We start from the raw sequence: 25482 nt of genomic DNA, 5'->3' as shown, positions 1-25482 counted from the left end.
TTATGCTCTTGAGCGAGGCGCGTCACCCGTTCTAGATTATGCCGCGGTATGCGGCGGTCATTTCAGCCTGCCACTCAAGAGAATGCAATGACCCTCAGTACCCCACTTTCCGGCGTCAACCACCCGCTCAAAGGCATTTTGCTGATTGTGGTGGCGACCTTTCTGTTTTCCAGCCACGACGCGCTGTCCAAATACCTGGCCGGGTTCTACCCGATCGTGATGGTGGTGTGGGCCCGCTACCTGGTGCACACGCTGTTGATGGCCGGGATCTTCCTGCCGCAATCGGGCCTGCGGGTGCTGCGCAGCAAACGCCCTTTGCTGCAAGTGGCGCGGGCCTTGTGCCTGCTGGGCACCAGCCTGTTCTTTACGGCGGCGTTGCACTTTATCCCGTTGGCCGAAGCCACGGCGGTCAACTTTCTTGCGCCGATCCTGGTCACCGCGTTGTCGGTGCCGCTGTTGGGTGAGCACGTGACCCGCGGCCAATGGCTGGCGGTGATTTGCGGGTTTATCGGGGTGCTGATCATTGTGCACCCGGGCGGTGAGCTGTTCACCCCCGCGGTGTTGTTGCCGCTGACGTCGGCGTTGTTCTTCTGCTTCTACCAACTGCTCACCCGCATCCTCAGCAAGTACGACACGCCCACCACCAGCAACTTCTTCGCCGGGTTGTGCAACACCTTGGTGATGAGTGCGCTGGTGCCGTTCTTCTGGCAGGTGCCGAGCTTGTGGCACGGGGTGCTGATGCTGGCGCTGGGCACTTGCGGGATGACCGCACACTTGATGCTGACCCAGGCCTTCCGCTTCGCAGCGCCGGCCCTGCTGGCGCCGTTCGGCTATTGCCAGATCGTGTTTGCGGGGTTGTTGGGCTGGCTGGTGTTCAACCACACCCCGGACCTGACCACCGTGGTCGGGATCGGGGTGATTTGCCTGAGCGGGTTGGCCGCTGCCTGGCAGCAGCGGCGCAGGTAGGAAACTCAGACCTCGACGGTCGGAATCTTGCGCGGCGCCATGAAGTACATCCAGATCAGCGCGATGAAGTACATCGCCGGAATCAGGGTGAACAGCACGGTGTAGTTGTTGTTGGTCACGGTCAGGATATGGCCGACGATCTGGGTCATGAACATCCCGCCGATGGCCGCGCACATGCCGCCAAAACCAAACACCGTACTCATCATGTGCTTGGGCGTGTAGTCCATCACCAGGCTCCAGATGTTGGCGGTCCAGGCCTGGTGCGCGCCGATGGCCAGGGAAATCGCAAACACCGCGACCCACAGGTGGCTGGAGCCGGCGGCCATGATCACTCCGACGATGCAGCAGGCAAACAGCAACATCGACAGCAGCCGCGCCTTGATCGGGTTCATCCCGCGTCCGATCAGGAACGAAGACAGGATCCCGCCGCCGATGCTGCCGAAGTCCGCCGTCAGGTAAATGATGATCAGCGGGATGCCCATCTGGGTCACGTTGATGCCCAGGTTGTATTGCTGATTCAGGAACGGCGGCAGCCAGTACAGGTAGAACCAGAACACCGGCGCGGTCATCGAGTAGGCGAGGGCGAAGGCCCAAGTGCCGCGCATCCGCAGGATCCGGCTGAACGGTACGCGGGGTTGTTCCGGTTCGACTTCCTGTTGCACGTAGTCCAGTTCCGATTGCTTCACGCTTGGATGGTCTTCCGGGTTGTAGTACTTCAAGCCCCAGAGCACCAGCCAGATCCCGCCCAGTGCCGACATGCACAGGAACGCCGCCTGCCAACCCCACACGTGGAGGATCAGCGGCAGCAGCATCGGCGTCATCATCGCGCCGACGTTGGTGCCGGCGTTGAAGATCCCGGTGGCCACGGCACGCTCGCCAGCGGGGAACCACAGGCGGGTGGTCTTGACGCAGGCCGGGTAGTTGGCGGCTTCGGTCAGCCCGAGAATGAACCGGCAGACCATAAAGCCCACCGCCGAGGTGGCCAGGCCGTGGGCGCCAGTGGCCAGGCTCCACAGCAGCACCGCGCAGAAGAACACGCGCTTGACGCCGACCCGGTCGATCAACCGGCCTTGCAGCACAAAGCCGATGGCGTAACCCACCTGGAACCAGAAGTTGATGTTGGCGTAGTCCATCGCCGTCCAGCTCATTTCCTTGGCCAGGATCGGTTGCATCACGCCGAGGGCGGCGCGGTCGATGTAGTTCAGGGTGGTGGCAAAAAACACCAGGGCCAGCATGCCCCAGCGGGTTTTACCGACAGCCATGGCGCCACGGATTTTGTCACCGATGCCGCTATGGGGATTGCTGTGGCCCACGGCCACGGCGGGATTTTGCGAAGGCATGAGGAAGTACCCGTTTTTTTGAAATTTTTATGGTGTGTTCAGGGTCTTGGTTAACCGAGGCCGCTCAATGGAAGCGGGGCTCAATGTGCTGTCGATGGTGCGCAGCGGCTAAAAAATCGTCAATTCGCCGATTGCCATTCTGTTCGATAATCGCCCATAAAACTAACCGGTTCGTACATTTCAATTGCTGTGATGAACCTGGCGGCCAATAATTTGCCGTAAACAAGACATGCCTCAATGCCGGGAGTCGCCCCATGCAACGCTCCATCGCCACCGTTTCCTTGAGCGGAACCTTGCCGGAAAAACTCGAAGCCATCGCGGCTGCCGGGTTTGATGGCGTGGAAATCTTCGAAAACGATCTGCTGTATTACGACGGCAGCCCGCGTGAAGTTAGGCAAATGTGCGCCGACCTCGGCATTGCCATCACCTTGTTCCAGCCGTTCCGGGACTTTGAGGGCTGCCGCCGCGACCGCCTGACACGCAACCTGGAGCGGGCCGAGCGCAAGTTCGACTTGATGCAGGAGCTGGGCACTGACCTGGTGTTGGTGTGCAGTAACGCGTCAGCCGATTCCGTGGGCGATGAAAGCATTCTGCTGGATGACCTGAGCCTGCTGGCCGAACACGCTGGCCGCCGGGGCTTGCGCATCGGCTATGAAGCGCTGGCCTGGGGCCGGCACGTCAACACCTGGCAGCAGGTGTGGAACCTGGTGCGCAAGATCGATCATCCGAGCCTGGGCGTGTTGCTCGACAGCTTCCACACCCTGTCTCTCAAGGGCGACCCGAGTGCGATTGCCGAGATTCCCGGCGACAAGATTTTCTTTGTGCAGATGGCCGATGCGCCGATCCTCGCGATGGATGTACTGGAATGGAGCCGGCATTTCCGCTGCTTCCCAGGCCAGGGCGAGTTCGACCTGGCGGGCTTTCTCGCCCCGATCATCAAGAGCGGCTACACCGGGCCGTTGTCCCTGGAAATCTTCAACGACGGCTTCCGCGCCGCGCCGACCCGGGCGAATGCCGCCGACGGCCTGCGCTCGCTGCTGTACCTCGAAGAGAAAACCCGCCAGCGATTGGAGCAAGAAGCGACGCAGGTCCCCGAGATCCTGTTTGAAACCCCGGCCGCCAGCGAATACGACGGCATTGAATTCCTGGAATTTGCCGTGGATGAAAACCTCGGCGCCAAGCTCACTTCATGGCTGGAGCGCCTGGGCTTCGTCAAGGCCGGGCAGCATCGATCCAAGAGCGTCAGCCTGTTGCGCCAGTGCGATATCAACCTGATCCTCAATTGCGAACCCTATTCCTTCGCCCATAACTTCTTCGAGGCCCACGGCCCGTCGTTGTGCGCCACGGCGATCCGCGTCAAGGACAGCGCCAAGGCCCTGGAGCGGGCGGTGGCCTACAAGGGCCAGCCGTATCGTGGGCTGGTCGGCCCCAACGAGCTGGAGCTGGCAGCGGTGCGTGCACCGGATGGCAGCCTGATCTACCTCGTCGATCAGAGCGAAGGCGGCCTCTACGACACCGACTTCAACCTGCAACCCGCAAGCGCTGCCAGCGGCGGCCTGCTGCGCATCGACCACATGGCCATGGCCTTGCCCGCCGACAGCCTCGACAGTTGGGTGTTGTTCTACAAAAGCTTGCTGGATTTCGAAGCCGACGACGAAGTGGTGCTGCCGGACCCCTATGGCCTGGTGAAAAGCCGGGCACTGCGCAGCCGTTGCAGCTCGATTCGCCTGCCGCTGAATATTTCCGAGAACCGCAACACCGCGATTTCCCACGCGCTGTCGAGCTATCGCGGCTCGGGCGTGCACCACATTGCCTTCGACTGCGCGGACATTTTCGCCGAGGTCAGCCGGGCCAAGGATGCGGGCGTGCCGCTGCTGGATATCCCGCTGAACTATTACGATGACCTGGCGGCGCGGTTTGATTTCGATGACGAGTTCCTCAGCCAGCTCGCGTATTACAACGTCCTCTACGACCGCGATGCCCAGGGCGGTGAACTGTTTCACGTTTATACCGAACCGTTCGAGGGCCGGTTTTTCTTCGAGATCATCCAGCGCAAGAACGGTTACGCCGGCTACGGTGCGGCCAACGTGGCGGTGCGCCTGGCGGCCATGGCCAAGTCCCGCAGCGGTGCGGTGCGCCAGGCCAGGTTGTAAGGTGCCGGCGCTTCCTTCGGCGTGCGGCGCGGCCCATAATCAGCGCCTGCACCTAAGGCCGTGAGCGCACCATGACCCTGACCTCCGAGCTTCCCGCCGCGGCCACCGCACCGCGCAAGAGCCGCAAGAACAACCCGGAAAAGACCCGCGAGAACATTCTCCAGGAAGCCATCGTCGAGTTTGTCACCCAGGGCCTTTCCGGCGCCCGGGTGGACGCGATCGCGGAGCGTATCCAGACCTCCAAGCGCATGATCTATTACTACTTCGGCAGCAAGGAACAGCTCTACGTCGAGGTGCTGGAGAAACTCTACGGCGACATTCGCAACACCGAGACACGGATGAACCTGACGGCCCTGGAGCCCCGGGAAGCGATCCGCCGGCTGGTGGAATTCACCTTTGATCACCACGATCAGAACGTGGATTTTGTGCGCATCGTGAGCATCGAGAACATCCACAACGCCGAGTATGTAAAGCAGTCGACGTCGATCAAGGCGATGAACAGCAACATCCTCGAAGCCCTTGGCACCACGTTGCGCCGGGGCGCCGAGTTGGGGTTGTTCCGGGAAGGGCTGGAGCCGCTGGACGTGCACCTGCTGATCAACTCGTTCAGCTTTTACCGGGTGTCCAACCGCCACACCTTCAGCGAGATCTTTCAGATCGAGTTGTCGGATGAGGCGGTCAAGCAGCGGCATCGGGCGATGATCTGCGAGTCGGTGTTGCGCTATTTGCAGGCCTGAGTTCAACACTGAGCAAAATGTGAGAGCGGGCTTGCTCGCGAAGGCGGAGTGTCAGTCGCCGGATGTTTGGCTGATCCACCGCATTCGCGAGCAAGCCCGCTCCCACATTTCTAATCCGGTTTCTACAGTTGGGTGGTCATGCTCTGGAAGTGCGCGAGCATGCGCTCTGCATCCGCCACTTCGCCAGTGAACAACTCAAACGCCTTCACCGCCTGAAACACCGCCATGTTGCCGCCATCCAGGGTGCGGCAACCCAGGGCGCGGGCGTTGCGCAGCAGTTCGGTTTCCAGTGGGAAGTAGACGATCTCCGCTACCCACAAGTCGGCGCGCAAGGTGCCCAACGGCACGGGCATGCCCGGCAGCTTGGCCATGCCCATCGGCGTGGTATTCACCAGGCCATCGGCCTCGGCCATGGCGCTTTCCAGGTCATTGCCGGCCTGCGCCCGGCCGGTACCAAAATGCTGGTTGAGGTTGTTCGCCAGGCTGCGGGCACGTTCGGCGTCCATGTCGAAAATACTCAAGCGTTCCACGCCTTCACCCAGCAGCGCATGGGCCACTGCCGCCCCGGCGCCGCCCGCGCCCATCTGCACCACGAACTTGCGAGCCACATCACTCAAGCCCCGGCGAAAGCCTTCGGCAAAGCCCAGGCAGTCGGTGTTGTGGCCGATGCGTTTACCGTCGCAAAGCACCACGGTGTTCACCGCGCCGATGCCCCGTGCTTCGGGTGACAGGTCATCCAGCAACGGCAGGATCGCCTGCTTGCACGGGTAGGTGATGTTCAAGCCGGTGAAGTTCATCTGTTCGGCCGCCATCAACAGGTCGGGCAGGGCGCGGGTATCCACCTGTAGCCGGTCGAGGTCGATCAGGCGATAGAGGTAACGCAGGCCCTGGGCATCGCCTTCATGCTCATGCAGGGCCGGGGTGCGGGAAGCCTGAATGCCGGCGCCGATCAGGCCGGCCAGAATTCGACGTTTGGACACCGCGCTCATCCCTTCAAGGTCTTGCTGAAATGTTCGAGGGCGAGGTGATAACCGTGGCTGCCAAACCCGGCCAGCACCGCCTTGGCAATCGGCGACACGAACGAGTGATGACGGAACGCTTCCCGGGCATGCACGTTGGACAAATGCACTTCGATCACCGGTACTTCACTGGCCACCAGTGCGTCGCGGATCGCCACTGAAGTGTGGGTCCAGGCTGCCGGGTTAATCACGATGCCGGCGCAACGGGCGCGGGCGCCGTGGATCCAGTCCAGCAATTCGCCTTCGTGGTTGGTCTGGCGGAATTCGACTTTCAGGCCCAGTTGCTCGGCGCTGCGGCCACACAGGGCAGCAAGGTCGGCCAGGGTTTCATGGCCATAAGTGGCAGGCTCGCGAGTGCCGAGCAGGTTGAGGTTGGGGCCGTTGAGCACCAGCACGATGGGCGGCATAGAGGGTTCTCCACTGTTGTTTTTATGTATGTCAATAAAATGTACTGAATGGTTAATTTGGTCAATCGCGTGGGTGGGAACCGTTCGATTACCGAACGCTGAATGAAAACCACCGTTGTGTGGATCAGAGTTGATATCAATTGAAAATCATTCTCGACAACGCTTAAGATGCCCGCCTGTTTCCTTAACATTCCAGGGAGTCGGTTTGTCGGACGTGGATCTCAAAGGCCTGTTTCTCAAGCACGCCGATACCCTGCGCGGGTATCTCGCACGCAAGGTACGGGACCCGCAGTTGGCCGCAGACCTGGTGCAGGAGAGTTTCCTGCGCCTGGCGCAAAAGCCGGCCGGCGAGCGCATCGACAACTCCCAGGGCTATCTCTATCGCACGGCCGGCAATCTGCTGATCGACCATATCCGCCAGGAGGCGCGGCGCAAGACCGACTCCGTGCCCCATGAGGCGCTGGCCGAGATTGAAGATGAAATGGCCGGGTTGGAGGCTCAGGCGATGGCGCAGCAACAGCGGCAGGCATTGAAGCAGGCACTGGCGGAATTGCCGGAGCGTACCCGGCAGATTTTCCGTCTCAACCGGATCGAGGGCATGACCCATGCCCAGGTCGCGCGCCACCTGGGCATTTCCGACAGCTCAGTGCAAAAGCACCTGGCCAAGGCGCTGGCGTATGTCATGCAGCGTTTGCAGGAAGGTGAGGCGGGGCCGTCCGACGAATGAATTACCGACAAATCTGGGGTCAGACGTCACAGCGTTATATAACGAAAAATTCGAGATTCACACGTGAATAGCCCGGGTCCGCAACAGCACAGCATTACCGAGGCGGCTGCCGATTGGGCGGTGCGCCTGCACGCCGGCGCCCTGACCGATCAGGAGCAGGCCGAGCTGCGCCAATGGATCGCCAGAGACAGCCGCCATGAAGCGGCGCTGCGTTTTGCCGAGCAGACGTGGGCGGCGCTGGGCGAGGTGCATCGCGATGAGACGGTGCATCGCCAGCGGCCGCCCGCTACCGCTGCGCCGGTGCGCGGCCCTCGTCGGCGCAGGCCGTGGCGCATGGCGGCGAGTGTTGCGCTGTTGCTGGTGGTGGCGGGCGTCGGCTGGGTGCGCGGGCCTGAGGCGCTGCTGCAGGTGCAGGCCGATTACTTCACCCAAAAAGGCGAAGTGCGCACCGTGCACCTGGCGGACGGCAGCAGCGTGCAACTGGATTCTGCGAGTGCGATCAAGCTGGATTTTGACGGTGTGCAGCGGCGCATCAGCCTGATCAAAGGCTCGGCCATCTTTGATGTGGCGCCCATGGCCGGTGAGGAAAAAAGGCCGTTCGTGGTGCACAGCGCCAGCGGGCAAACCCGTGCCCTGGGCACGCGGTTTGTGGTCGAGCATGAGGACGACCGGCAGGCCTGGGTCGGAGTGTTGCAGCACAGTGTGGCCGTCACGCTGCAGGCGCTGCCGCAGAAAGAAACGGTGCTCAAGGAAGGCCAGGCTGCGCGCTACAGCCCGGAGAACGGCGTGGTCGCCCTCGACGACTTCGACCTGGAGCGCGCCACCAGTTGGCGTCGCGGTGTGCTGATCTTCGACCGCTTGCCGCTGGCCAAGGTCATCGAACAGCTCAACCGCTACCGGCCGGGCAAGGTGGTGCTGACCAATGCCGACCTCGGCACCCGTGAAGTCAGCGGCGTGTTCCGCCTCGATATGCTCGACACGGCCCTCGGCACCCTGACCGAAGAATTACAGGTGCAGCGCTTTGATCTGGCGGGGCTGAGCCTGATCTATTGATGGGGTCGCCGGGCCCCGTTTACGCCCTTTGAAAAAACTTTCAAAAAACCTTACTGAGTTCCGACGCCTGACACGTCCTGTTAAGTGAGAAGTATTCGCATAAACAAGAATGGTCAGCGAAGGGATAACGTCGATGTCTGCAATCACCAAGGGGCGCAACACCGGTAGCCGGTTGGCCCTTGCCATCCACCTGGGGCTGTTAGCCTCCGCCTGCCAGGTGCAGGCCGCCGAGGCGCCAGTCGGTGAATCACAGCCTGTCACGTTGACGTTTGATATTGCGGCGCAACCCTTGGGCCTTGCCGTACTGACGTTCGCCGACCAGGCCGGGTTGCAAGTGTTGTTCGACAGCGCGCGCCTGCAAGGCCTCACCAGCACCGCGCTCAAGGGCCGTTACAGCGCCCAGGAAGGCCTCGGCCGATTGGTGGGCAGTGCACCGGTGGAATACCGCTTTACCGGGGACCGGCAGGTGACGCTGACTCGCGTCGGCGCCGACCATGACGGTGCGCTGACCGTGGGCACCACCACCATCACCGGCAACACCAACGGCAAGCCAAGCGACTGGGTGTACGACACACCGCGCTCGGTGGCCGTGATCAGTCGCGAGCAGATCGACAAACGCCCACCACGCCACGCCGCCGACATGCTCGAAGAAACCGCCGGCGTGTACACCGCCGTCAACCAGCGTGACCCGGGCCTGTCGGTGAACATCCGCGGCGTGCAGGACTACGGCCGGGTCAACATGAACATCGACGGCATGCGCCAGAACTTCAACGTCAACGGCCACCAGCAGCGCAACGGCACGATGTTGATCGACCCGGAATTCATCTCCAGCATCGAAATCGACAAGGGCAGCCAGTCCGGGCAAGGCGGTGCTGCCGTGTTGGGCGGGATTGCATCCTTCAAGACCCTGGAGGCCAGTGAGTTCCTGGCCGATGGCAAGGACTATGGCGGGCGTCTGCGTGCCGGTAGCGGGATTGGTGAACTGGGTAACGGCACCTATTTCAACGGCAGCGGTGTGTTTGCCTTTGGCGACGAGCGCGGCGACGTGCTGCTGGGGTACAGCGAACGGCATTTTGGCGACTACCGCGCCGGTACTCACAACGACCAGAAACTGGGTACTCATTTGCGCGCTCGTGACTCCCAGCCTGCGGCCTTCGACGATTGGCTGAACAGTGAGGTCGGTGACACCGGCAGCGTGACCCGCTCGCAAATCGTCAAGTTCGGCCTGAACCTGCCCAATGACCAACGGGTGCAACTGAGCTACCTGGAAAGTGACAGCGACAGCAATGACGCGTGGGCCTACACCGCCCCGGATAACCAGAGCGTGTACTACCAGCGCGTCAGCAAGAACAACCTCAATGCCAGGAACGTCGGACTGGATTATCGCTACACGCCGGATAACCCGCTGATCGATTTCAAGGCCAAGGTCTACTACGTCACCACACAGATGGACCGGGACAATGCGCCCAACACCGCGTCGCTGACCTCCGGCAACTATGTGGCGGGCTACACGGATCATTTTCAGACCGATACCTGGGGTGTACAGGGCGACAACACATCGCGGTTCGACTTCGATGCGTTGGGTCATGTGAGTTGGAACTACGGCGTGGAGGTGTATCAAGACAAGTTCAAGCCCAGTACCAACAAGGTCGAGGCCACCAACCTTTCCGGCCTGTTGCCTTACGTTGAAGGCGGGACGCCCGGTGGCAAACGCACCATCGCCAGCCTGTTCAACAACCTGCAGTACGAATATGGCGACTGGCTGACGCTGGATGCGGGCTTGCGGTACGACCGCTATCGGCTGGAAGGGGTCACCGGGATGACGCTCTACCGGCGCGATCGGTTCTACAGCAGCACGGTAGGTGCCAAGCGTGTCGAGGAAGTGTTCGACATTGATAGAGAAGAGGGTCAGTTCTCTCCCACGTTCGGTATCGGCATAAAGCCGGGGCTGGACTGGATGCAACTCTACGCCCGCTGGGGCAAGGGCTGGCGCCCGCCGGCGGTGACGGAAACCTTCATGACCGGGCGTCCTCACGGTGGCAGCTCATCAGAGCGGGTGTTTCCCAACCCGTTCCTGAAACCCGAAGAGTCGCGGGACTGGGAAATGGGCGTGAACGTATTCAAAGAGGGACTGCTGTTCGGTGACGACCGCCTGGGCATGAAGGTGGCTTACTTCGATACCCGGATCGAGAACTTCTCTTTCCTCAATCACAGCGTCAGTTTGCCGGAGACCTCCGTCGGCGGTTTTCTCGGCACGATGGCGTACGTCAATAACACCAACCCCACGCGCTTTCGGGGGGTGGAGTACCAGCTCAACTACGACATGGGGCGGGCGTACGCCAACCTTAGTTACACCCACATGATCGGCAGTAATGAGTTCTGCTCGAAGAACTATTACATGGGCGGGGCGAAGAAGAACGGGCCGTCCACCACACGCTATGAACGCTACACCCGGCCAAACGGCACGACCGGCCTGCGCCCGGTGACCACGTATGAGGTGCTGGACGACGATGTCGCCAACAACAAGGAAAGCTGTGGCCGGATCATGGGCAACGCCACCTATATGCCGGCTGATCGCGGCTCGCTGACCCTGGGCGCGCGCTTCCTGGAAAAGCGACTCGATATGGGCGTCCGCGTGCGCTACAGCTCAGGCAATGGCGAGAACCTCGACTCACAAGGTTATGACTTCATCGACCAGGCGCTATGGCCCCAGTACACCCTCTATGACCTGTACGCCAGCTACTGGATGACCGACCAATTGAACATCGCCCTGGCGCTGGAAAACGCCACCGATGAGGCCTACTTCGTTGCGATGGGGGACGCCAATAACCTGAGCCTGGCGCGCGGGCGAACGTTGAGCGGGATGCTCGAATACAAGTTCTGATCAAGGTGCCACGGCACTTTATCAACCAACGGTTTTGCCCAAGGGTGGGCAAAAAGTGCGCTGTATGAGCGTGCTGATCAATCGTGTTGTTTATAACGAGGTTAAGTGATGACTATTTCTGTTAGTTACGAAGCTGCGCTCGGTGCTTACTCCGTCTCGGACTACCTGACCGACTGGGCACTGGGGTTCAACACTGCGGGTCACGGCAGCAGCAACACCGGCGGCTTCAGCAACGGCTCCCTGAGCGGCGACCAGTATTCGACCCACGGCGCCAACAATTCCGACTACGCCTTCATTGCCGACAGCAACACCAGCAACGGCCTGCACTACGTATTCAACCCGGCGCTGCCAGCCAGCCACAACGAAAACCACTACCTGTGGGGCAACCTGGATAACGTTCAACTGGGCACCGGCCTGGGCGGCGGCAATGGCAGCGACTTCACCCTCGATGCGTTCAAAGTGGCTTTCAACGGCCTTGACTTGAGCGCGGCACAAGGTGCAGGCCGCGTCGGCAACGACGTTCAGAACGTGATCTACAGCCTGATGCAAGGCAACACCTCGGCACTGGAAACCGTGCTTAACAACCTGCTGGACGACTTCGGCCTGTCCACCGCCAACACCTTCGACGAGATCTCGGCCGGCCTGGCAGCACACGCTACGGCAACCACCACCGACGTCGCCCTGGTAGGCGTGCAGGACGTTGCACAGGACTGGGCACTCGCTGCCTGATGTTGCTGCGCAATGAAAAAAGCGAATGGAAGATCACTCTCCCATTCGCTGCGTAAACCCCGTCGTCGCCGTGAGTTTCGAAGGCCAGGGCGACGGCGGTGACAAATTCTGCGCAGCGGCGCGCGGCGTGTCAAACGCGGGCGGCGCTTCCCGATTTCCCCCATGAGAATCCCTCGATGCGCCATGCCGGCAACGAAACCCTGGCCGCTCTCACGGCCTATAAAAGTGGCTTCCTCAACATTGGCCTGTTTTCGGCAGTGATCAACCTGTTGATGCTGGCCCCGGCGCTGTACATGTTGCAGGTCTACGACCGGGTGCTGGCCTCCGGCAACTCGATGACCCTGTTGATGCTGACGCTGATGATCCTTGGCTTGTTCGGCTTGATGGGCGCGCTGGAGTGGGTGCGCAGCCAGGTGGTGATCCGTCTTGGCACACAGATGGACATGCGCCTGAACCAGCGGGTGTACGACGCCGCGTTCGAGGCGCAACTCAAGGGCGGTACCCAGGCGGCCGGGCAGGCGTTGAGCGACCTGACGACCTTGCGCCAGTTCGCCACCGGCCAGGCGCTGTTCGCATTTTTTGATGCGCCGTGGTTTCCGGTGTACTTGCTGGTGATCTTCCTGTTCCACCCCTGGCTCGGCGTCCTGGCGCTGGCCGGTGCGCTGATGCTGATGGCGCTGGCGTGGGCCAACCAGCACATCTGCCAGGCACCGTTGACTCAGGCCAATCAGCTGTCGATCAGCGCCAGCCAGCAGGCCACGGCCAACCTGCGCAATGCCGAAGCCATCGAAGCCATGGGCATGCTGGCAACCCTGCGTGCGCGCTGGTTTGCCCAGCACCAGGCGTTTCTGGCGGCGCAGAACCTGGCCAGTGAAAAGACCGCTGCCATCAGTGCCTGGTCCAAGGGCGTACGCCTGGCGTTGCAGTCATTGGTCCTCGGTCTGGGTGCATTGCTGGCGGTGCAGGGGGCGATTACGCCGGGCATGATGATCGCCGGCTCGATCCTGATGGGGCGGGTACTGAGCCCTATCGACCAACTGATCGGCGTGTGGAAACAGTGGAGTTCGGCGCGCCTGGCCTATGACCGTTTGACCCTGATGCTGGCGGCCAACCCGGCGCGCACCGAGCGCATGAGCTTGCCGGCGCCCAGCGGCCAGTTGACGGTCGAGCAGGTAAGCGCGTGTGCGCCTGGCAGTCGTCGGCCTGCATTGGCCAACCTCGGGTTCAGCCTGCCTGCCGGTGACGTGCTGGGCGTGATCGGGCCTTCCGGTTGCGGCAAGTCGACCCTGGCGCGGTTGCTGGTGGGGGCCTGGGCGCCCTTGGCCGGCAAGGTGCGGCTGGACGGCGCGGACCTGGCGCAATGGGACAAGCAGCAACTCGGCCCGCACATTGGGTATCTGCCCCAGGACATCCAGCTGTTCGCCGGCAGCATTGCCGACAACATCGCGCGTTTCGACACCGTGGATTCGGACAAGGTGCTCGCTGCCGCGCAAATGGCCGGCGTGCATCAACTGATCCTGCAGTTGCCCCAAGGCTACGACACCCAACTGGGGGAGGGCGGTGCCGGGTTGTCCGGCGGGCAGAAGCAACGTGTCGCGCTGGCGCGAGCGCTGTACGGCGTGCCTGCGCTGATCGTACTGGATGAGCCCAATTCCAATCTCGATGAGGCCGGCGAGCAGGCCTTGCTCCATGCCATCACCTTGCTCAAGGCGCAGCGTCGCACGCTGGTGCTGATCACCCACAAGACCCCTGTGCTGGCGTTGACGGACCAATTACTGATTCTGCGGGACGGCCAGTTGCAGGCGTTCGGGCCCACGGCGCGGGTGCTGGAGGCCACGCAGAAACCGGCGGCCGCGCCGCCCAAACCGGTGTCGGCGATGAGCATGAGCTACCGCCTCGGTGAAGGAAAAAAAGCATGAGCCGACCTGTGCTTGTGACGGACAACAGCGTGCCGCCGGTGAACAACGTGCTGGCGCTGGACGATAAAAAATACGCGCGCCTGGGCTGGTTGCTGGTGCTCGGCGGGTTTGCCGGGTTCCTGGGCTGGGCCGCGCTGGCACCGTTGGACAAGGGTGTGGCGGTGTCCGGCAAGGTCATGGTGTCGGGGCACCGCAAGACGGTGCAGCACCCCGCGGGCGGGATCGTCGAGCGGATCGAGGTGCGCGATGGCGAGGTGGTGAGCGCCGGCCAGGTATTGGTCCGCCTGAAGGAAACCCCGTTGCGCGGGCAGATGCAGTCTTTGCGCAGCCAGTTCATTGCGTCCCGGGCCAGCGAAGCGCGCTTGAGTGCCGAGAGCGAAGGCTTGTCGGCCATCGTCTTCGGCCCCGAACTGCTGAACGAGCCTGAGGCCGCCGCCACCTTGAGCCTGCAACGGCAACTGTTCAGCAGTCGCGCCCAGGCCCTGGCCACGGAGCAGCAAGGCCTGCGGGAAACCATCGCCGGGGCCGAGGCACAATTGCGCGGCACCCGGGAATCCCAGGCCAGCAAAGTGCTGCAACGCACCGCGATGAATGAACAACTGCAAGGCCTGCGCGAGCTGGCGCGGGACGGCTACATTCCGCGCAATCGGCTGCTGGAAAATGAACGGCTGTATGCCCAGCTCGACGGTGCGATTGCCGAGGATTTCGGCCGCATCGGCCAGTTGCAACGGCAAGTCCTTGAACTGCGCCTGCGCATCCGCCAGCTCGGCGAAGACTTCCAGAAAGACCTGCGCGGCCAACTGGCCGAAACCCGCACCCGCAGCGACGACTTGCGCAACCGGTTGGCCTCGGCCGAATTCGAACTGGCCAACAGCCTGGTGCGCGCGCCGGCGGCTGGCGTGGTGGTGGGGCTGGAGGTGTACACCGAAGGCGGCGTGATCAAGCCCGGCCAGGCGCTGATGGACATCGTGCCCCAGGGCGAACCACTGCTGGTGGAAGCGCGGGTGCCGGTGCAGATGGTCGACAAGGTGCACCCGGGCTTGCCGGTGGAGTTGCTGTTCTCGGCGTTCAACCAGAGCACCACCCCACGCATTGCCGGTGAAGTGACGCTGGTGTCGGCCGACCGCCAGGTCGACGAGCGCACCGATGAGCCGTATTACACCTTGCGCGCCCAGGTCAGTGCAGCTGGCATGCGCCAGCTCGACGGCTTGCAGATTCGCCCGGGCATGCCGGTGGAAGCGTTCGTCAAAACCGGTGAGCGCTCGATGCTCAACTACCTGTTCAAACCCTTGATGGATCGGACTCACATGGCGTTGGTGGAAGAATGAAGGCGCTGTTATTCGGTCTGTGTTGTGCCTGCAGTGGATCGGTTCAGGCGCTGGGATTGCTCGACGCCTATGACTTGGCCCTGCGCAACGATCCGACGTTTCAGGCGGCAATCCAGGAGCGCGAGGCCGGCGAGGAAAACCGCATCATCGGCCGCGCCGGGCTGTTGCCGAACCTGTCCTGGAGCTACAACAACTCGCGCAATGAGTCCGAAGTCACCCAGTCGACGGCGGTGGGCAACGTCACCAGCGACCGCGATTACCGCAGCTATGCCTCGACCCTGACCCTGCAACAACCGCTGCTCGATTACGAAGCCTATGCGCGCTATCGCCAGGGTGCAGCGCAGGCGCTGTTTGCCGATGAACGCTTTCGCAGCAAGAGCCAGGAACTGGCCGTGCGGGTGTTGAGCGCCTACAGCCAGGCGTTGCTGGCCCAGGAGCGGATCGAGCTGAGCCGCGCCCAGAAACGCGCGTATGCCGAGCGCCTGCAACTCAATGAACGGCTGCTCAAGGGCGGCGAGGGCACCCGCACCGATGTGCTGGAAACCCAGGCACGCCTGAGCCTGGCCCAGGCCGAAGAGATCGAATCCCTGGACACCCAGGACGCAGCCTTGCGCGAGCTGGAAGCGATTGTGGGCCAGCCGTTGCAGATAGACGAGTTGGCGCCGCTGACTCGCCAGTTCGAGATCCCGCCGCTGGAGCCCAACCGTTTCGAGACCTGGCGGGAAATGGCGATGGCCAACAACCCGGAGCTCAAATCCCAGCACCACGCGCTGGACGTCGCCGAATACGAAGTGGAGCGCAAGCGCGCCGGGCACATGCCCAAGGTCAGCCTGTATGCGAGCAGTCGCCAGACCAGCTCGGATTCGGAAAGCAGCTACAACCAGAAGTACGACACCAACAGCGTCGGCATCCAGGTCAGCCTGCCGCTGTTCGCCGGTGGCTCGGTGTCGGCGTCAACCCGTCAGGCCGCCAATCAACTGTCCCAGGCCCAATATGAACTGGACGCGCAGACCGCCAGGACGCTGATCGAACTGCGCAAGCAATTCAACCTCAACACCAGCGGCGCGGCCAAAGTGCGGGCGTATGAAATGGCGGTCAGCTCGGCCACCGCCCTGGTGACGGCGACGAAGAAAAGCGTGACCGGTGGCGAGCGCGTCAACCTCGATGTGCTGGATGCCGAGCAGCAACTGTTCACGGCACGCCGCGACCTGGCGGATGCGCGGCATGCGTATCTGCTGGCGCGGATACAACTGAAGTATTTTGCAGGGTTGCTGAACGAGCAGGACCTGCGGGCGTTGGCGGGGTATTTCCAGCCATCGGCATGATGGCTATATCGGCTAACACACCGATCCACTGTGGGAGCTGTCGAGCCTTGGCGAGGCTGCGATGGCGGCGGGGCTGATGACATTTTTCTGTCTGACCCACCGCCATCGCGGCCTCGCTAAAGCTCGACGGCTCCCACATTTTGATTTTTGCAATGCTGGGGATTTAACGCCGGGTCAACAACACACCCGATTCCATGTGGTGCGTCCACGGGAACTGGTCAAACATGGCGCACTGGGTAATCCGGTGCGTGTCATGCAGTTGCGCAATGTTCGCCGCCAACGTCTCCGGGTTGCAGGAGATGTACAGGATGTTCTCGAAGCGCCGGGTCAGCTCGCAGGTGTCCGGGTCCATGCCGGCACGCGGCGGGTCGACGAACACGCTGCCAAACTCGTAGCTCTTGAGGTCGATGCCGTGCAGGCGGCGGAACGGCCGCACTTCATTCAAGGCCTCGGTCAGCTCTTCGGCAGACAAACGCACCAGGGTGACGTTATCCACCGCGTTTTCATCGAGGTTGCTCAGTGCCGCGTTCACCGAAGTCTTGCTGATCTCGGTGGCCAGCACTTTGCGCACGCGAGTGGCCAGGGGCAGGGTGAAGTTGCCGTTGCCGCAGTACAGCTCCAGCAAGTCGTCACTGCGATCGCCCAGGGCTTCGAATGCCCAGTTGAGCATCTTCTGGTTCACCGTGCCGTTGGGCTGGGTGAACGCGCCTTCAGGCTGGCGATAGCTGAAGGTGCGACCGCCGACGTCGAGTTTCTCGACCACGTAATCGCGGCCGATCACATCGCGCTTGCCCTTGGAGCGGCCGATGATGCTGACGTTCAGGTCTGCCGCCAGCTTGTTCGCCGCCGTATGCCAATGCTCATCCAGCGGGCGGTGATAGCACAGGGTAATCATCGCGTCGCCGGCCAGAGTGGTGAGGAACTCCACCTGGAACAGCTTGTGGCTCAGGGCGGCGCTGGCTTGCCAGGCGGCCTTGAGTTGCGGCATCAACTGGTTGATGCGCAGGCTGGCAATCGGAAACTCTTCAATGAGGATCGGTGTGCGCTTGTCGTCCTGGGAGAACATTGCGTAGTGGCGCTGACCCTCTTCGCGCCACAGGCGGAACTCCGCCCGCAGGCGGAAGTTCTGCAACGGCGAGTCGAAAACCTGAGGCTCTGGCGCGTCGAACGGCGCCAGCAGGTCACGCAGGCGCGTGACCTTTTCTTCCAGTTGAACGGTGTAGCTTGCGGCGTCAAAAGTCATGCGTTGAACCAGCCCAGCTTGATCACAAACAGAATCGACAGGATCACCAGCGCCGGGTTCAGCTCACGGTAGCGGCCCGAAAGCAGCTTGATGGCGGTCCAGGCGATGAAACCGAAGGCAATGCCGTTGGCGATGGAATAAGTGAATGGCATCGCCAGGGCGGTGATCACCACCGGTGCGGCGACGGTGATGTCGTCCCAGTCGATTTCGGCCAGGCCCGAGGTCATCAGCACGGCGACGAACAGCAGCGCCGGTGCGGTGGCGAAGGCCGGAACGCTGGCCGCCAGTGGCGAGAAGAACAGCGCCAGCAGGAACAGGATCGCGACCACGACGGCGGTCAAACCGGTACGGCCACCGGCGCTCACGCCCGCCGCCGATTCGATGTAGCTGGTGGTGGTCGAGGTGCCCAGCAGCGAGCCGGCCATGGCCGCCGTACTGTCAGCGATCAGCGCACGGCCCATTTTCGGCATGTGGCCGTCCTTGCCCATGAGACCCGCGCGCTTGGCGACGCCGATCAGGGTGCCGGAGTTGTCGAACAGGTCGACGAACAGGAACGCGAAAATCACGCTCACCAGGCCGATGTCCAGGGCGCCTTTGATGTCCAATTGCAGGAAGGTCGGGGCCAGCGAAGGTGGCATCGACATCACGCCGCCGAACGGGGTGAAGCCCAGCACGATGGAGGCGATGGTCACCACCAGGATGCCGATCAATACCGCGCCGCGCACTTTCAGGGCTTCCAGCGCAACGATCAGCGCGAAGCCGAGGGTGGCGAGGATCGGCGCGGGTTGTTTCAGGTCGCCCAGGCCCACCATGGTGGCCGGGTTGCTGACCACGATGCCGGCGTTGTGCAGGGCGATCAACGCCAGGAACAGGCCGATACCCGCCGCAATCGCCGAGCGCAGGGGCAGCGGGATGCTGTTGATGATCCATTCGCGGATGCGGAAGATCGACAGCAGGAAGAACAGCACTGCCGAGATGAACACCGCGCCCAGCGCCACTTGCCAGGTGTGGCCCATGTGCAGGACCACGGTGTAGGTGAAGAATGCGTTGAGGCCCATGCCCGGTGCCAGGGCAATCGGGTAGTTGGCGATCAGGCCCATCACGGTGGAACCGATGGCCGCCGCGAGGCAGGTCGCGACAAAGACCGCGCCCTTGTCCATGCCGGTCTCGCCGAGGATGCTCGGGTTGACGAACAGGATGTAGGCCATGGCCAGGAAGGTGGTGACGCCCGCGAGAATCTCGGTGCGCACATTCGTGTTGTGTGCCTTGAGTTGAAACAGCTTTTCCAGCATGCCTGCTCCCTGTGACGCTATTTTGCGTCGTTATTTGTTGACCTCTAAGTCAAAGCACAAACTGCGCCAAGCGCCTGTGGTTCCAGAGAGGATCGGAAAAAGCGGCGCATCATACCAGCAGCCGAGGGCCAGTGGCGCATAGGCTTGATCATGGCCTTGAGGCATACTGCGCCGACGTTTATTACAGGGTCATCGACAGCATGAAAAAAGCCAGCGCCTGGAGTCTAGCTCTGTTCGGTTGCATCGGCCTGTGGCTCGGTGCGGCACCGGCGTGGGGCGCGCCTGCACCGGCGTTGAGCGAGGTGCGGGTATTCAAGGTTCAGTCGGCCAAGTGCACTGAAACCATTCCCGAGCGGGCCGACAGCACCCAGATGTGCACGCACCGCGGGCAGACACTGGTGTACGTGATGGAAGTCGGCCTGGGCAACAGCTCCCACGCGTTTTTCGATGGAGCGCCGGTGTCCGGCACCAGCATGGCCATCTGCCAAGTGGGTTCCATCAGCCAGCCGTGCAGCGGCGCCGGCACTTTGATGGGCTACATCTATACATTCCAGCTGGATATCGACGCCGGCGGCACCTTCCAGTACAGCAACACCTCGATCAACCCACCGCGCAACCAGTTGGTCACCACCCTCGGCATTCGCTGATCGCCACCCATCAATTGCCTTGAACGCTCATAACCCCGGGAAGTCGTACCGCTAAGACGGCGACTTCCCAGAACGCCGCGATTGCACACCAATCCGTGAGGTGTTTATGAGCGCAACCCCCAATGGCGCGGCGGCCAAGCCGTTCGTCAGTCATCCGATACGCCTGACCCTCAATCGGGACCCCATCCAACTGGATGTATTGCCCTGGACCACCCTGCTGGACCTGCTGCGCGAGCAACTGGACCTGACGGGCACCAAGAAGGGCTGCGACCACGGCCAGTGCGGTGCCTGCACCGTGTTGCTCAATGGTAAGCGGGTGAACGCCTGCCTGACCCTGGCGGTGATGTGTGACGGTGCCGAGTTGACCACCATCGAAGGCCTGGCCTCGGGCGAAGACCTGCACCCGATGCAGCAGGCGTTTATCAAGCACGATGCCTTCCAGTGCGGCTACTGCACGCCGGGGCAAATCTGCTCGGCGGTGGGCCTGGCCCGTGAAGGCCGCGCCCACGACACCGCGCAAATCCAGGAACTGATGAGCGGCAACCTGTGCCGCTGCGGCGCCTACAACAACATCCGTGATGCCATCGAAGAAGCCTTGCCGGCGTGCCGCGTGCAGGGAGGTGAGCAATGAATCCCTTCCATTACAGCAAGCCGGCCGACGTGCAGGAGGCGGTGCACCTGGTCAGCCCGGCGTCGCGGTTTATCGCCGGTGGCACCAACCTGCTGGACCTGATGAAAGAGAACATCAGCCGCCCGGAGCACCTGATTGATATCACCGGGCTGCCACTTCGCGACGTGGAAGAAACTCCCGAGGGCGGCTTGATGATCGGTGCCCTGGTGAGCAACGCCGACCTGGCCTGGCACCCGCTGATCGAGGAACGCTACCCGCTGCTGTCCCAGGCCATCCTCGCCGGCGCCTCGCCGCAATTGCGCAATATGGCCAGTACCGGCGGCAACCTGCTGCAACGCACCCGTTGCTACTACTTCTATGACGCCGCCGTGCCCTGCAATAAACGCGAGCCCGGCAGTGGCTGCCCGGCGCGGGTCGGTTTGAACCGCATTCACGCGATCCTCGGCGCCAGCGACCAGTGCGTCGCCACCCATCCTTCGGACATGTGCGTGGCCCTGGCCGCCCTGGATGCGCGGGTGCATGTGCAGGGCCGGGGTGGTGCGCGGGTCATCGAGTTCGCCGACTTTCACCGGCTGCCGGGCGATGCACCCCAGCGGGATAACCAGTTGGCCGACGACGAACTGATCACCGCCATCGAGTTGCCTGCCGACCACCTGGCTGCCCACAGTCACTATCTTAAAATCCGTGACCGGGCTTCCTACGCCTTCGCCCTGATATCCGTCGCGGCGGCGCTGGAGCTGGATGGCGATGTGATCGTCGACGCCCGCCTGGCCCTGGGCGGCGTCGCCCACAAGCCATGGCGTGATCGTGCGGTGGAAGCCGCGCTGATCGGCCAGTCCGTCAGCCGCGAAACTTTCAGCACTGCCGCCGAAACCCTGCTCCTGGACGCCGAGCCGCTGGAGCACAACGGCTTCAAGATCAAACTGGCACGCCGCGCGATCATTCGCGCCCTGAGCGATGCCGCTGTTGCAGGAGCCACGTCATGAGCGCAATCGGCAAACCGTTGGACCGGGTCGACGGTCTGCTCAAGGTCACCGGGCAAGCGCGCTATGCCGGTGAGTTTCCCGAGGATGGCTTGCTGCACGGCAGCGTGGTGTCGAGCAACATCGCCAAGGGCCGGGTCATCCGCATTGATGCGTCCCAAGCCCTGGCGCTGCCCGGTGTGGTGATGGTGCTTGATCACCTCAACCGCCCGAAACTGGCCAGCTACGACGACAGCTACGCCGATGCCGATGCTGCCGACGGCTCGCCGTTTCGCCCGCTGTACAACGACCGCGTGCTCTACAGCGGCCAGCCGTTGGCATTGGTGATTGCCGACAACCTGGAGCTGGCGCGCCACGCCGGTTCCCTGGTGCAGATTGAATACGCCGCCGAGCCTGCCGAGACCGATCTGCTGGCCTTGCAGGAGCAGGCGCACCCGTCGCCGCAAACACCGCCCAAGCCGCGCGGCAACTTCCAGGCCGAATGGACCGGCGCCGCCACGAGCCTGGACCTGCACTACAGCACGCCCATCGAACACCATAACCCCATGGAACCCCACGCCAGTACCGTGCTGTATCAGCCGGACGGCACCCTGCATATCCACGACAAGACCCAGGGGCCGCAGAACTGCCAGGCCTATGTGCAGAAAGTCTTCGGCCTGGATAAAAGCCAGGTGCGGATCTTCGCCGCGTTCGTCGGCGGCGCCTTTGGTTCAGGTCTGCGCCCGCAGTACCAGTTGCCGCTGGCAGTGATGGCATCGCTGGCCCTGAAGCGTTCGGTGCGCGTCACTCTCACGCGCCAGCAGATGTTCACCTTCGGTTATCGCCCGCGCACCTTGCAGCGCCTGCAACTGGGTGCTGCCGCCAATGGCCGCTTGCTTGCCCTGGGCCACACCGCCATCGGCCAGACCTCGCGCTTCGAGGACTTCAGCGAACACGTGGTGGAATGGAGCGGCATGCTTTATCACTGCGATAACGTGCTGCTGACCTACAAGCTGGTGCCGCTGGACGTGTTCACACCGCTGGACATGCGCGCTCCCGGCGCAGCGCTGGGGGTGATCGGCCTGGAATGCGCGATGGATGAACTGGCCTGCGCCCTGGGCATCGACCCGGTGCAATTGCGGCTGATCAACTATGCCGAGCGCAATCAGAACGAAGACAAGCCCTGGTCCAGCAAAGCGTTGCGCGAATGCTACAGCGAAGGTGCCGAGCGTTTTGGCTGGAGCCAGCGCAACCCGGAGCCGCGAAGCATGCGCGATGGTCGCCAACTGGTTGGTTGGGGCATGGCCGGCGGGGTGTGGGAGGCCCTGCAAATGAAAGCCAGCGCCAAGGCGCGGATCGACCACCTGGGCAAGCTCACGGTCAGCAGCGCCACCACCGATATCGGCACCGGCACTTACACGGTCATGGCGCAGATCGCCGCCCAGGCCAGCGGCGTGGCGGTAGGCGATGTGACGTTCCTGCTGGGGGATTCATCGCTGCCGACAGCGCCATTGCAGGGCGGCTCGTTTACCGTGTCGTCGGTGGGCAGTGCGGTGCAACAGGCCTGTGAAGCGTTGAACGCCAAGCTGTTGGACATTGCGCGCAAGACGTACCCGGCGTTCAAAGACGCTGAGTCGGCGCGGTTTGAGAACGGCCAGATGCACGCCGGTGACCAGCGCATCTCCCTGGCGCAATTGGTGCAAGACAGCGGCGAGCAGGCGCTGGAAGTGCAGGTGGATTGCGAGCCGGGCAAACAGCGCGAAGGCTATGCCTCTGCCACGCATTCGGCGGTGTTTGTCGAAGTGCGGGTGGATGAGGACCTGGGCACCATCAAGGTCAGCCGGGTGGTCAGTGCGATTGCGGCCGGGCGGGTGGTCAATCCGAAGATGGCCCGTAGCCAGATTCTCGGCGGGGTGGTCTGGGGCATCGGCATGGCGTTGCATGAGGAGACCCAGGTCGATCACGCATTGGGTCGCTCCATGAACCACAGCCTGGCCGAATACCACATTCCGGTAAACGCGGATATCGGCGAGATTGATGTGCTGTTTGTCGAAGAACACGACGAGATCGTCAACGCCCTTGGTTCCAAGGGCGTCGGCGAGATCGGGATAGTCGGGGTGGCGGCGGCGGTGGCCAACGCGGTGTATCACGCCACCGGCAAGCGGGTGCGGGACTTTCCCGTCACCCTCGACAAGGTCTTCTAAACCCTGGCGGGCTCTTCCACCGGCACATGCATGCGGTCGCGGTTGGCCAGGGTCGGGAACAGTTTGATCCAGACCCCGGTCACCACCAGCGTGCCGATGCCGCCCATGACCACGGCGGGCACGGTGCCGAACCAGTGGGCGGTGATCCCGGACTCAAACTCGCCGAGCTGATTCGACGCACCGATAAACAGCCCGTTGACCGCGCTGACCCGGCCGCGCATTTCGTCCGGGGTTTCCAGTTGCACGAACGAGGCGCGGATCACCATGCTGATCATGTCCGCTGCGCCCAATACCACCAGTACCGCCAGGGAGAACCAGAACGAGGTCGACAGGCCGAACGCGATGGTGGCTACGCCAAACACCCCGACCGCCGTAAACATGATCCGCCCCACATGCCGGTCGACGGCAAACCGCGCCAGCCACAACGACATCAACAACGCCCCGACCGCTGGCGCCGAGCGCAGCAGCCCAAGGCCCCACGGCCCGGTCAGCAAAATGTCCTTGGCAAACACCGGCAGCAAGGCCGTGGCGCCGCCCAGCAATACGGCGAACAGGTCCAGGGAAATCGCGCCGAGGATGTCCGGCCGACTGCGGATAAAACGAATCCCGGCCAGCAACGAATCCATGGTCGCCTTGGCCTTGTTCAGCGGCGTCTGGCGCGCGGGCAGGTTGAGGGTCAACACGCAGGCGATCAGGTACAGCACCACCGTGGGGCCGTACACCCAGACACTGCCAAAGGCGTACAGCAGACCGCCCAGCGCCGGCGCCACGATGGTGGCCAATTGCTGCGCCGACTGCGACGACGCCACGGCGCGGGGAAACAGTGCAGTGGGCACGATGCTCGGCAGCAGGGCCTGGGTGGTGGGCATTTCAAACGAACGCGCCGCGCCCAGCAGGAACGCCAGGATGAAAATCATCTCGCGGGTGACATTGCCGGTCAGTCCGCCGATTGCCAGGGATAGCGCGATCAAGGCTTGAACGGTCTGGCAGATGGCTGCGACCTTGCGCCGTTCATAGCGGTCGGCCACATGGCCGGTGTGCAGCATGAACAGCACCCGCGGTACGAACTCCACCAGGCCGACCAAACCCAGGTCCAGCACGTTGCCGGTCAGTTGGTAGAGGTTCCAGCCGATGGCCACGGTGAGCATCTGGAAACCGCTGGCGGTGAAGATCCGCGCCAGCCAGAACGCGATGAAAGGGCGGTGGTGACGTAACAGCAGCGCGGGTTCACTGGGCATCGGGGAGACGGGTCTGGGTGGGGGAACGGTGAGGTTATCACCAACTTGTAACCAATAGTTGCGTGGTGGGTTGGGGGGTATGAGATATGTTCAGTCTGGCTGAGTACATATCCGTTTCTTCGGTAACGGCCACTTATGGTTCCGCTCTTACAGCGGGTCACTTTTGGCAAACGCCCCAAAAGTAACCAAAAGGTCTTTGCCCCACCACTCGGTGCCTCGCTTAGGCTCGGCATGCCCGCACTCCGGCCCGGTTCCGCGGGCCGCCGCGACGGGCCATCCATGGCCCGGCGCGGCTAAATCGGCATCCTTGCCGATTTACCCGCTCCACCGTGCCTACTTGCGGCCATCGTGGTTGACGGGGCCCGCAGATCAAAATCAAAAGCAAGAGCACAGCGGCCTGAAAGCCGACCTGAGTGTTAAAAGCAAAAGCAAAAGCAAAGACCAGAGCGAAAACAAAGCTGCTTTTCTGTAGGAGCTGGCTTGCCTGCGATGCAGACACCTCGGTACATCAGACACACCGAGGCGATGCCATCGCCGGCAAGCCAGCTCCTACAGTGCACCGTGCCCGCTTTAGCTTTTGATTTTGCTTTTAACACTCAAGTCGGCTATCAGGCCGCTGTGCTCTTGATCTGCTTTTGATCTTGATCTTGGGCGCCCCGTTAAACCACGCTGGCCGAA

The 25482-nt window shown here is 62.5% G+C and carries 20 protein-coding genes; 14 read left to right on the top strand and 6 right to left on the bottom strand.

What is annotated here, in order from left to right; translation table 11 throughout:
- Window positions 1-87 precede the first annotated feature (87 nt).
- Window positions 88-966, top strand: a complete 879-nt coding sequence (locus ACIOMR_RS09195) for a DMT family transporter (RefSeq protein WP_003215531.1) — start codon at window positions 88-90, stop codon at window positions 964-966.
- A 5-nt stretch (window positions 967-971) separates the two neighbouring features.
- Here the strand turns inward: ACIOMR_RS09195 and ACIOMR_RS09190 are convergent, their stop codons facing one another.
- The gene (locus tag ACIOMR_RS09190; RefSeq protein ID WP_003215533.1) at window positions 972-2306 is read right to left on the bottom strand and encodes an MFS transporter; all 1335 of its coding nucleotides are present in this window, start codon (window positions 2304-2306) and stop codon (window positions 972-974) included.
- 254 nt (window positions 2307-2560) lie between these two features.
- Between ACIOMR_RS09190 and quiC the strand changes: the two genes are divergently transcribed.
- Both quiC and ACIOMR_RS09180 read left to right on the top strand, forming a co-directional pair.
- Window positions 2561-4459, top strand: a complete 1899-nt coding sequence (gene quiC, locus ACIOMR_RS09185) for a 3-dehydroshikimate dehydratase QuiC (protein WP_401193600.1) — start codon at window positions 2561-2563, stop codon at window positions 4457-4459.
- 71 nt (window positions 4460-4530) lie between these two features.
- Window positions 4531-5196, top strand: coding sequence for a TetR/AcrR family transcriptional regulator (locus tag ACIOMR_RS09180; RefSeq protein WP_003215538.1), 666 nt, complete (start codon window positions 4531-4533; stop codon window positions 5194-5196).
- Between the two features lie 122 nt (window positions 5197-5318).
- On the opposite strand, the gene ACIOMR_RS09175 is transcribed toward ACIOMR_RS09180, so the two are convergent.
- The gene (locus tag ACIOMR_RS09175; protein WP_166742179.1) at window positions 5319-6185 is read right to left on the bottom strand and encodes a shikimate dehydrogenase; all 867 of its coding nucleotides are present in this window, start codon (window positions 6183-6185) and stop codon (window positions 5319-5321) included.
- Entirely contained in the window at window positions 6182-6622 is a 441-nt protein-coding gene (gene aroQ, locus ACIOMR_RS09170) for a type II 3-dehydroquinate dehydratase (protein WP_087693554.1), read from the bottom strand. The genes ACIOMR_RS09175 and aroQ overlap by 4 nt, the downstream gene beginning before the upstream one ends.
- A gap of 205 nt (window positions 6623-6827) precedes the next feature.
- Between aroQ and ACIOMR_RS09165 the strand changes: the two genes are divergently transcribed.
- The 7 genes from ACIOMR_RS09165 (at window position 6828) to ACIOMR_RS09135 (ending at window position 16587) form a co-directional block, all read left to right on the top strand.
- On the top strand, window positions 6828-7349 hold the full coding sequence (locus ACIOMR_RS09165) for an RNA polymerase sigma factor (protein WP_003215543.1): 522 nt from the start codon (window positions 6828-6830) through the stop codon (window positions 7347-7349).
- Between the two features lie 63 nt (window positions 7350-7412).
- Window positions 7413-8402, top strand: a complete 990-nt coding sequence (locus tag ACIOMR_RS09160; RefSeq protein WP_401193595.1) for a FecR family protein — start codon at window positions 7413-7415, stop codon at window positions 8400-8402.
- A gap of 133 nt (window positions 8403-8535) precedes the next feature.
- Complete coding sequence (locus tag ACIOMR_RS09155; RefSeq protein ID WP_102369949.1) at window positions 8536-11286, top strand: TonB-dependent receptor; 2751 nt, start codon at window positions 8536-8538, stop codon at window positions 11284-11286.
- Window positions 11287-11394: 108 nt separating this feature from the next.
- On the top strand, window positions 11395-12015 hold the full coding sequence (locus ACIOMR_RS09150) for a heme acquisition protein HasA (protein WP_003215551.1): 621 nt from the start codon (window positions 11395-11397) through the stop codon (window positions 12013-12015).
- 176 nt (window positions 12016-12191) lie between these two features.
- The gene (locus ACIOMR_RS09145) at window positions 12192-13934 is read left to right on the top strand and encodes a type I secretion system permease/ATPase (protein ID WP_102369947.1); all 1743 of its coding nucleotides are present in this window, start codon (window positions 12192-12194) and stop codon (window positions 13932-13934) included.
- Window positions 13931-15262 (top strand): HlyD family type I secretion periplasmic adaptor subunit, encoded by a 1332-nt coding sequence (locus ACIOMR_RS09140; protein ID WP_177021509.1) that lies wholly within the window; start codon window positions 13931-13933, stop codon window positions 15260-15262. Before ACIOMR_RS09145 ends, ACIOMR_RS09140 begins: the two co-directional genes overlap by 4 nt.
- On the top strand, window positions 15259-16587 hold the full coding sequence (locus tag ACIOMR_RS09135; protein WP_177020964.1) for a TolC family outer membrane protein: 1329 nt from the start codon (window positions 15259-15261) through the stop codon (window positions 16585-16587). The genes ACIOMR_RS09140 and ACIOMR_RS09135 overlap by 4 nt, the downstream gene beginning before the upstream one ends.
- A gap of 163 nt (window positions 16588-16750) precedes the next feature.
- Here the strand turns inward: ACIOMR_RS09135 and trmA are convergent, their stop codons facing one another.
- Window positions 16751-17830 (bottom strand): tRNA (uridine(54)-C5)-methyltransferase TrmA, encoded by a 1080-nt coding sequence (gene trmA / locus ACIOMR_RS09130; protein ID WP_003215555.1) that lies wholly within the window; start codon window positions 17828-17830, stop codon window positions 16751-16753.
- Window positions 17827-19122: an NCS2 family permease gene (locus ACIOMR_RS09125; protein ID WP_003215557.1), complete on the bottom strand. Its 1296-nt coding sequence runs from the start codon at window positions 19120-19122 to the stop codon at window positions 17827-17829. The genes trmA and ACIOMR_RS09125 overlap by 4 nt, the downstream gene beginning before the upstream one ends.
- Before the next feature lie 200 nt (window positions 19123-19322).
- Between ACIOMR_RS09125 and ACIOMR_RS09120 the strand changes: the two genes are divergently transcribed.
- The 4 genes from ACIOMR_RS09120 to ACIOMR_RS09105 all read left to right on the top strand — a co-directional run bounded on the left by ACIOMR_RS09120 (window position 19323) and on the right by ACIOMR_RS09105 (window position 23566).
- Complete coding sequence (locus ACIOMR_RS09120) at window positions 19323-19769, top strand: DUF4879 domain-containing protein (protein WP_401193590.1); 447 nt, start codon at window positions 19323-19325, stop codon at window positions 19767-19769.
- A 106-nt stretch (window positions 19770-19875) separates the two neighbouring features.
- Window positions 19876-20400 carry a (2Fe-2S)-binding protein gene (locus ACIOMR_RS09115; protein ID WP_256344191.1) on the top strand — a complete coding sequence of 175 codons (525 nt, stop codon included), beginning with the start codon at window positions 19876-19878 and terminating at the stop codon, window positions 20398-20400.
- Window positions 20397-21386, top strand: coding sequence for a xanthine dehydrogenase family protein subunit M (locus ACIOMR_RS09110; RefSeq protein ID WP_003215563.1), 990 nt, complete (start codon window positions 20397-20399; stop codon window positions 21384-21386). Before ACIOMR_RS09115 ends, ACIOMR_RS09110 begins: the two co-directional genes overlap by 4 nt.
- On the top strand, window positions 21383-23566 hold the full coding sequence (locus ACIOMR_RS09105) for a xanthine dehydrogenase family protein molybdopterin-binding subunit (protein WP_401193587.1): 2184 nt from the start codon (window positions 21383-21385) through the stop codon (window positions 23564-23566). Before ACIOMR_RS09110 ends, ACIOMR_RS09105 begins: the two co-directional genes overlap by 4 nt.
- Here the strand turns inward: ACIOMR_RS09105 and ACIOMR_RS09100 are convergent.
- Window positions 23563-24804 carry an MFS transporter gene (locus tag ACIOMR_RS09100; RefSeq protein WP_401193584.1) on the bottom strand — a complete coding sequence of 414 codons (1242 nt, stop codon included), beginning with the start codon at window positions 24802-24804 and terminating at the stop codon, window positions 23563-23565. The two genes, ACIOMR_RS09105 and ACIOMR_RS09100, sit on opposite strands and share 4 nt — an antisense overlap.
- Window positions 24805-25482: the final 678 nt, after the last annotated feature.

Source organism: Pseudomonas sp. NPDC087814, from assembly GCF_044742865.1.
Classification (GTDB): domain Bacteria; phylum Pseudomonadota; class Gammaproteobacteria; order Pseudomonadales; family Pseudomonadaceae; genus Aquipseudomonas.
This window is presented reverse-complemented; position numbering and strand designations above follow the sequence as displayed.

Bases quoted from the DNA above. Each gene is read 5' to 3' on its own strand.
- ACIOMR_RS09195 (WP_003215531.1), top strand. From the start codon at position 88: ATGACCCTCAGTACCCCACTTTCCGGCGTCAACCACCCGCTCAAAGGC.
- ACIOMR_RS09190 (WP_003215533.1), bottom strand. From the start codon at position 2,306: ATGCCTTCGCAAAATCCCGCCGTGGCCGTGGGCCACAGCAATCCCCAT.
- quiC (WP_401193600.1), top strand. From the start codon at position 2,561: ATGCAACGCTCCATCGCCACCGTTTCCTTGAGCGGAACCTTGCCGGAA.
- ACIOMR_RS09180 (WP_003215538.1), top strand. From the start codon at position 4,531: ATGACCCTGACCTCCGAGCTTCCCGCCGCGGCCACCGCACCGCGCAAG.
- ACIOMR_RS09175 (WP_166742179.1), bottom strand. From the start codon at position 6,185: ATGAGCGCGGTGTCCAAACGTCGAATTCTGGCCGGCCTGATCGGCGCC.
- aroQ (WP_087693554.1), bottom strand. From the start codon at position 6,622: ATGCCGCCCATCGTGCTGGTGCTCAACGGCCCCAACCTCAACCTGCTC.
- ACIOMR_RS09155 (WP_102369949.1), top strand. From the start codon at position 8,536: ATGTCTGCAATCACCAAGGGGCGCAACACCGGTAGCCGGTTGGCCCTT.
- ACIOMR_RS09150 (WP_003215551.1), top strand. From the start codon at position 11,395: ATGACTATTTCTGTTAGTTACGAAGCTGCGCTCGGTGCTTACTCCGTC.
- ACIOMR_RS09145 (WP_102369947.1), top strand. From the start codon at position 12,192: ATGCGCCATGCCGGCAACGAAACCCTGGCCGCTCTCACGGCCTATAAA.
- ACIOMR_RS09140 (WP_177021509.1), top strand. From the start codon at position 13,931: ATGAGCCGACCTGTGCTTGTGACGGACAACAGCGTGCCGCCGGTGAAC.
- ACIOMR_RS09135 (WP_177020964.1), top strand. From the start codon at position 15,259: ATGAAGGCGCTGTTATTCGGTCTGTGTTGTGCCTGCAGTGGATCGGTT.
- trmA (WP_003215555.1), bottom strand. From the start codon at position 17,830: ATGACTTTTGACGCCGCAAGCTACACCGTTCAACTGGAAGAAAAGGTC.
- ACIOMR_RS09125 (WP_003215557.1), bottom strand. From the start codon at position 19,122: ATGCTGGAAAAGCTGTTTCAACTCAAGGCACACAACACGAATGTGCGC.
- ACIOMR_RS09120 (WP_401193590.1), top strand. From the start codon at position 19,323: ATGAAAAAAGCCAGCGCCTGGAGTCTAGCTCTGTTCGGTTGCATCGGC.
- ACIOMR_RS09115 (WP_256344191.1), top strand. From the start codon at position 19,876: ATGAGCGCAACCCCCAATGGCGCGGCGGCCAAGCCGTTCGTCAGTCAT.
- ACIOMR_RS09110 (WP_003215563.1), top strand. From the start codon at position 20,397: ATGAATCCCTTCCATTACAGCAAGCCGGCCGACGTGCAGGAGGCGGTG.
- ACIOMR_RS09105 (WP_401193587.1), top strand. From the start codon at position 21,383: ATGAGCGCAATCGGCAAACCGTTGGACCGGGTCGACGGTCTGCTCAAG.
- ACIOMR_RS09100 (WP_401193584.1), bottom strand. From the start codon at position 24,804: ATGCCCAGTGAACCCGCGCTGCTGTTACGTCACCACCGCCCTTTCATC.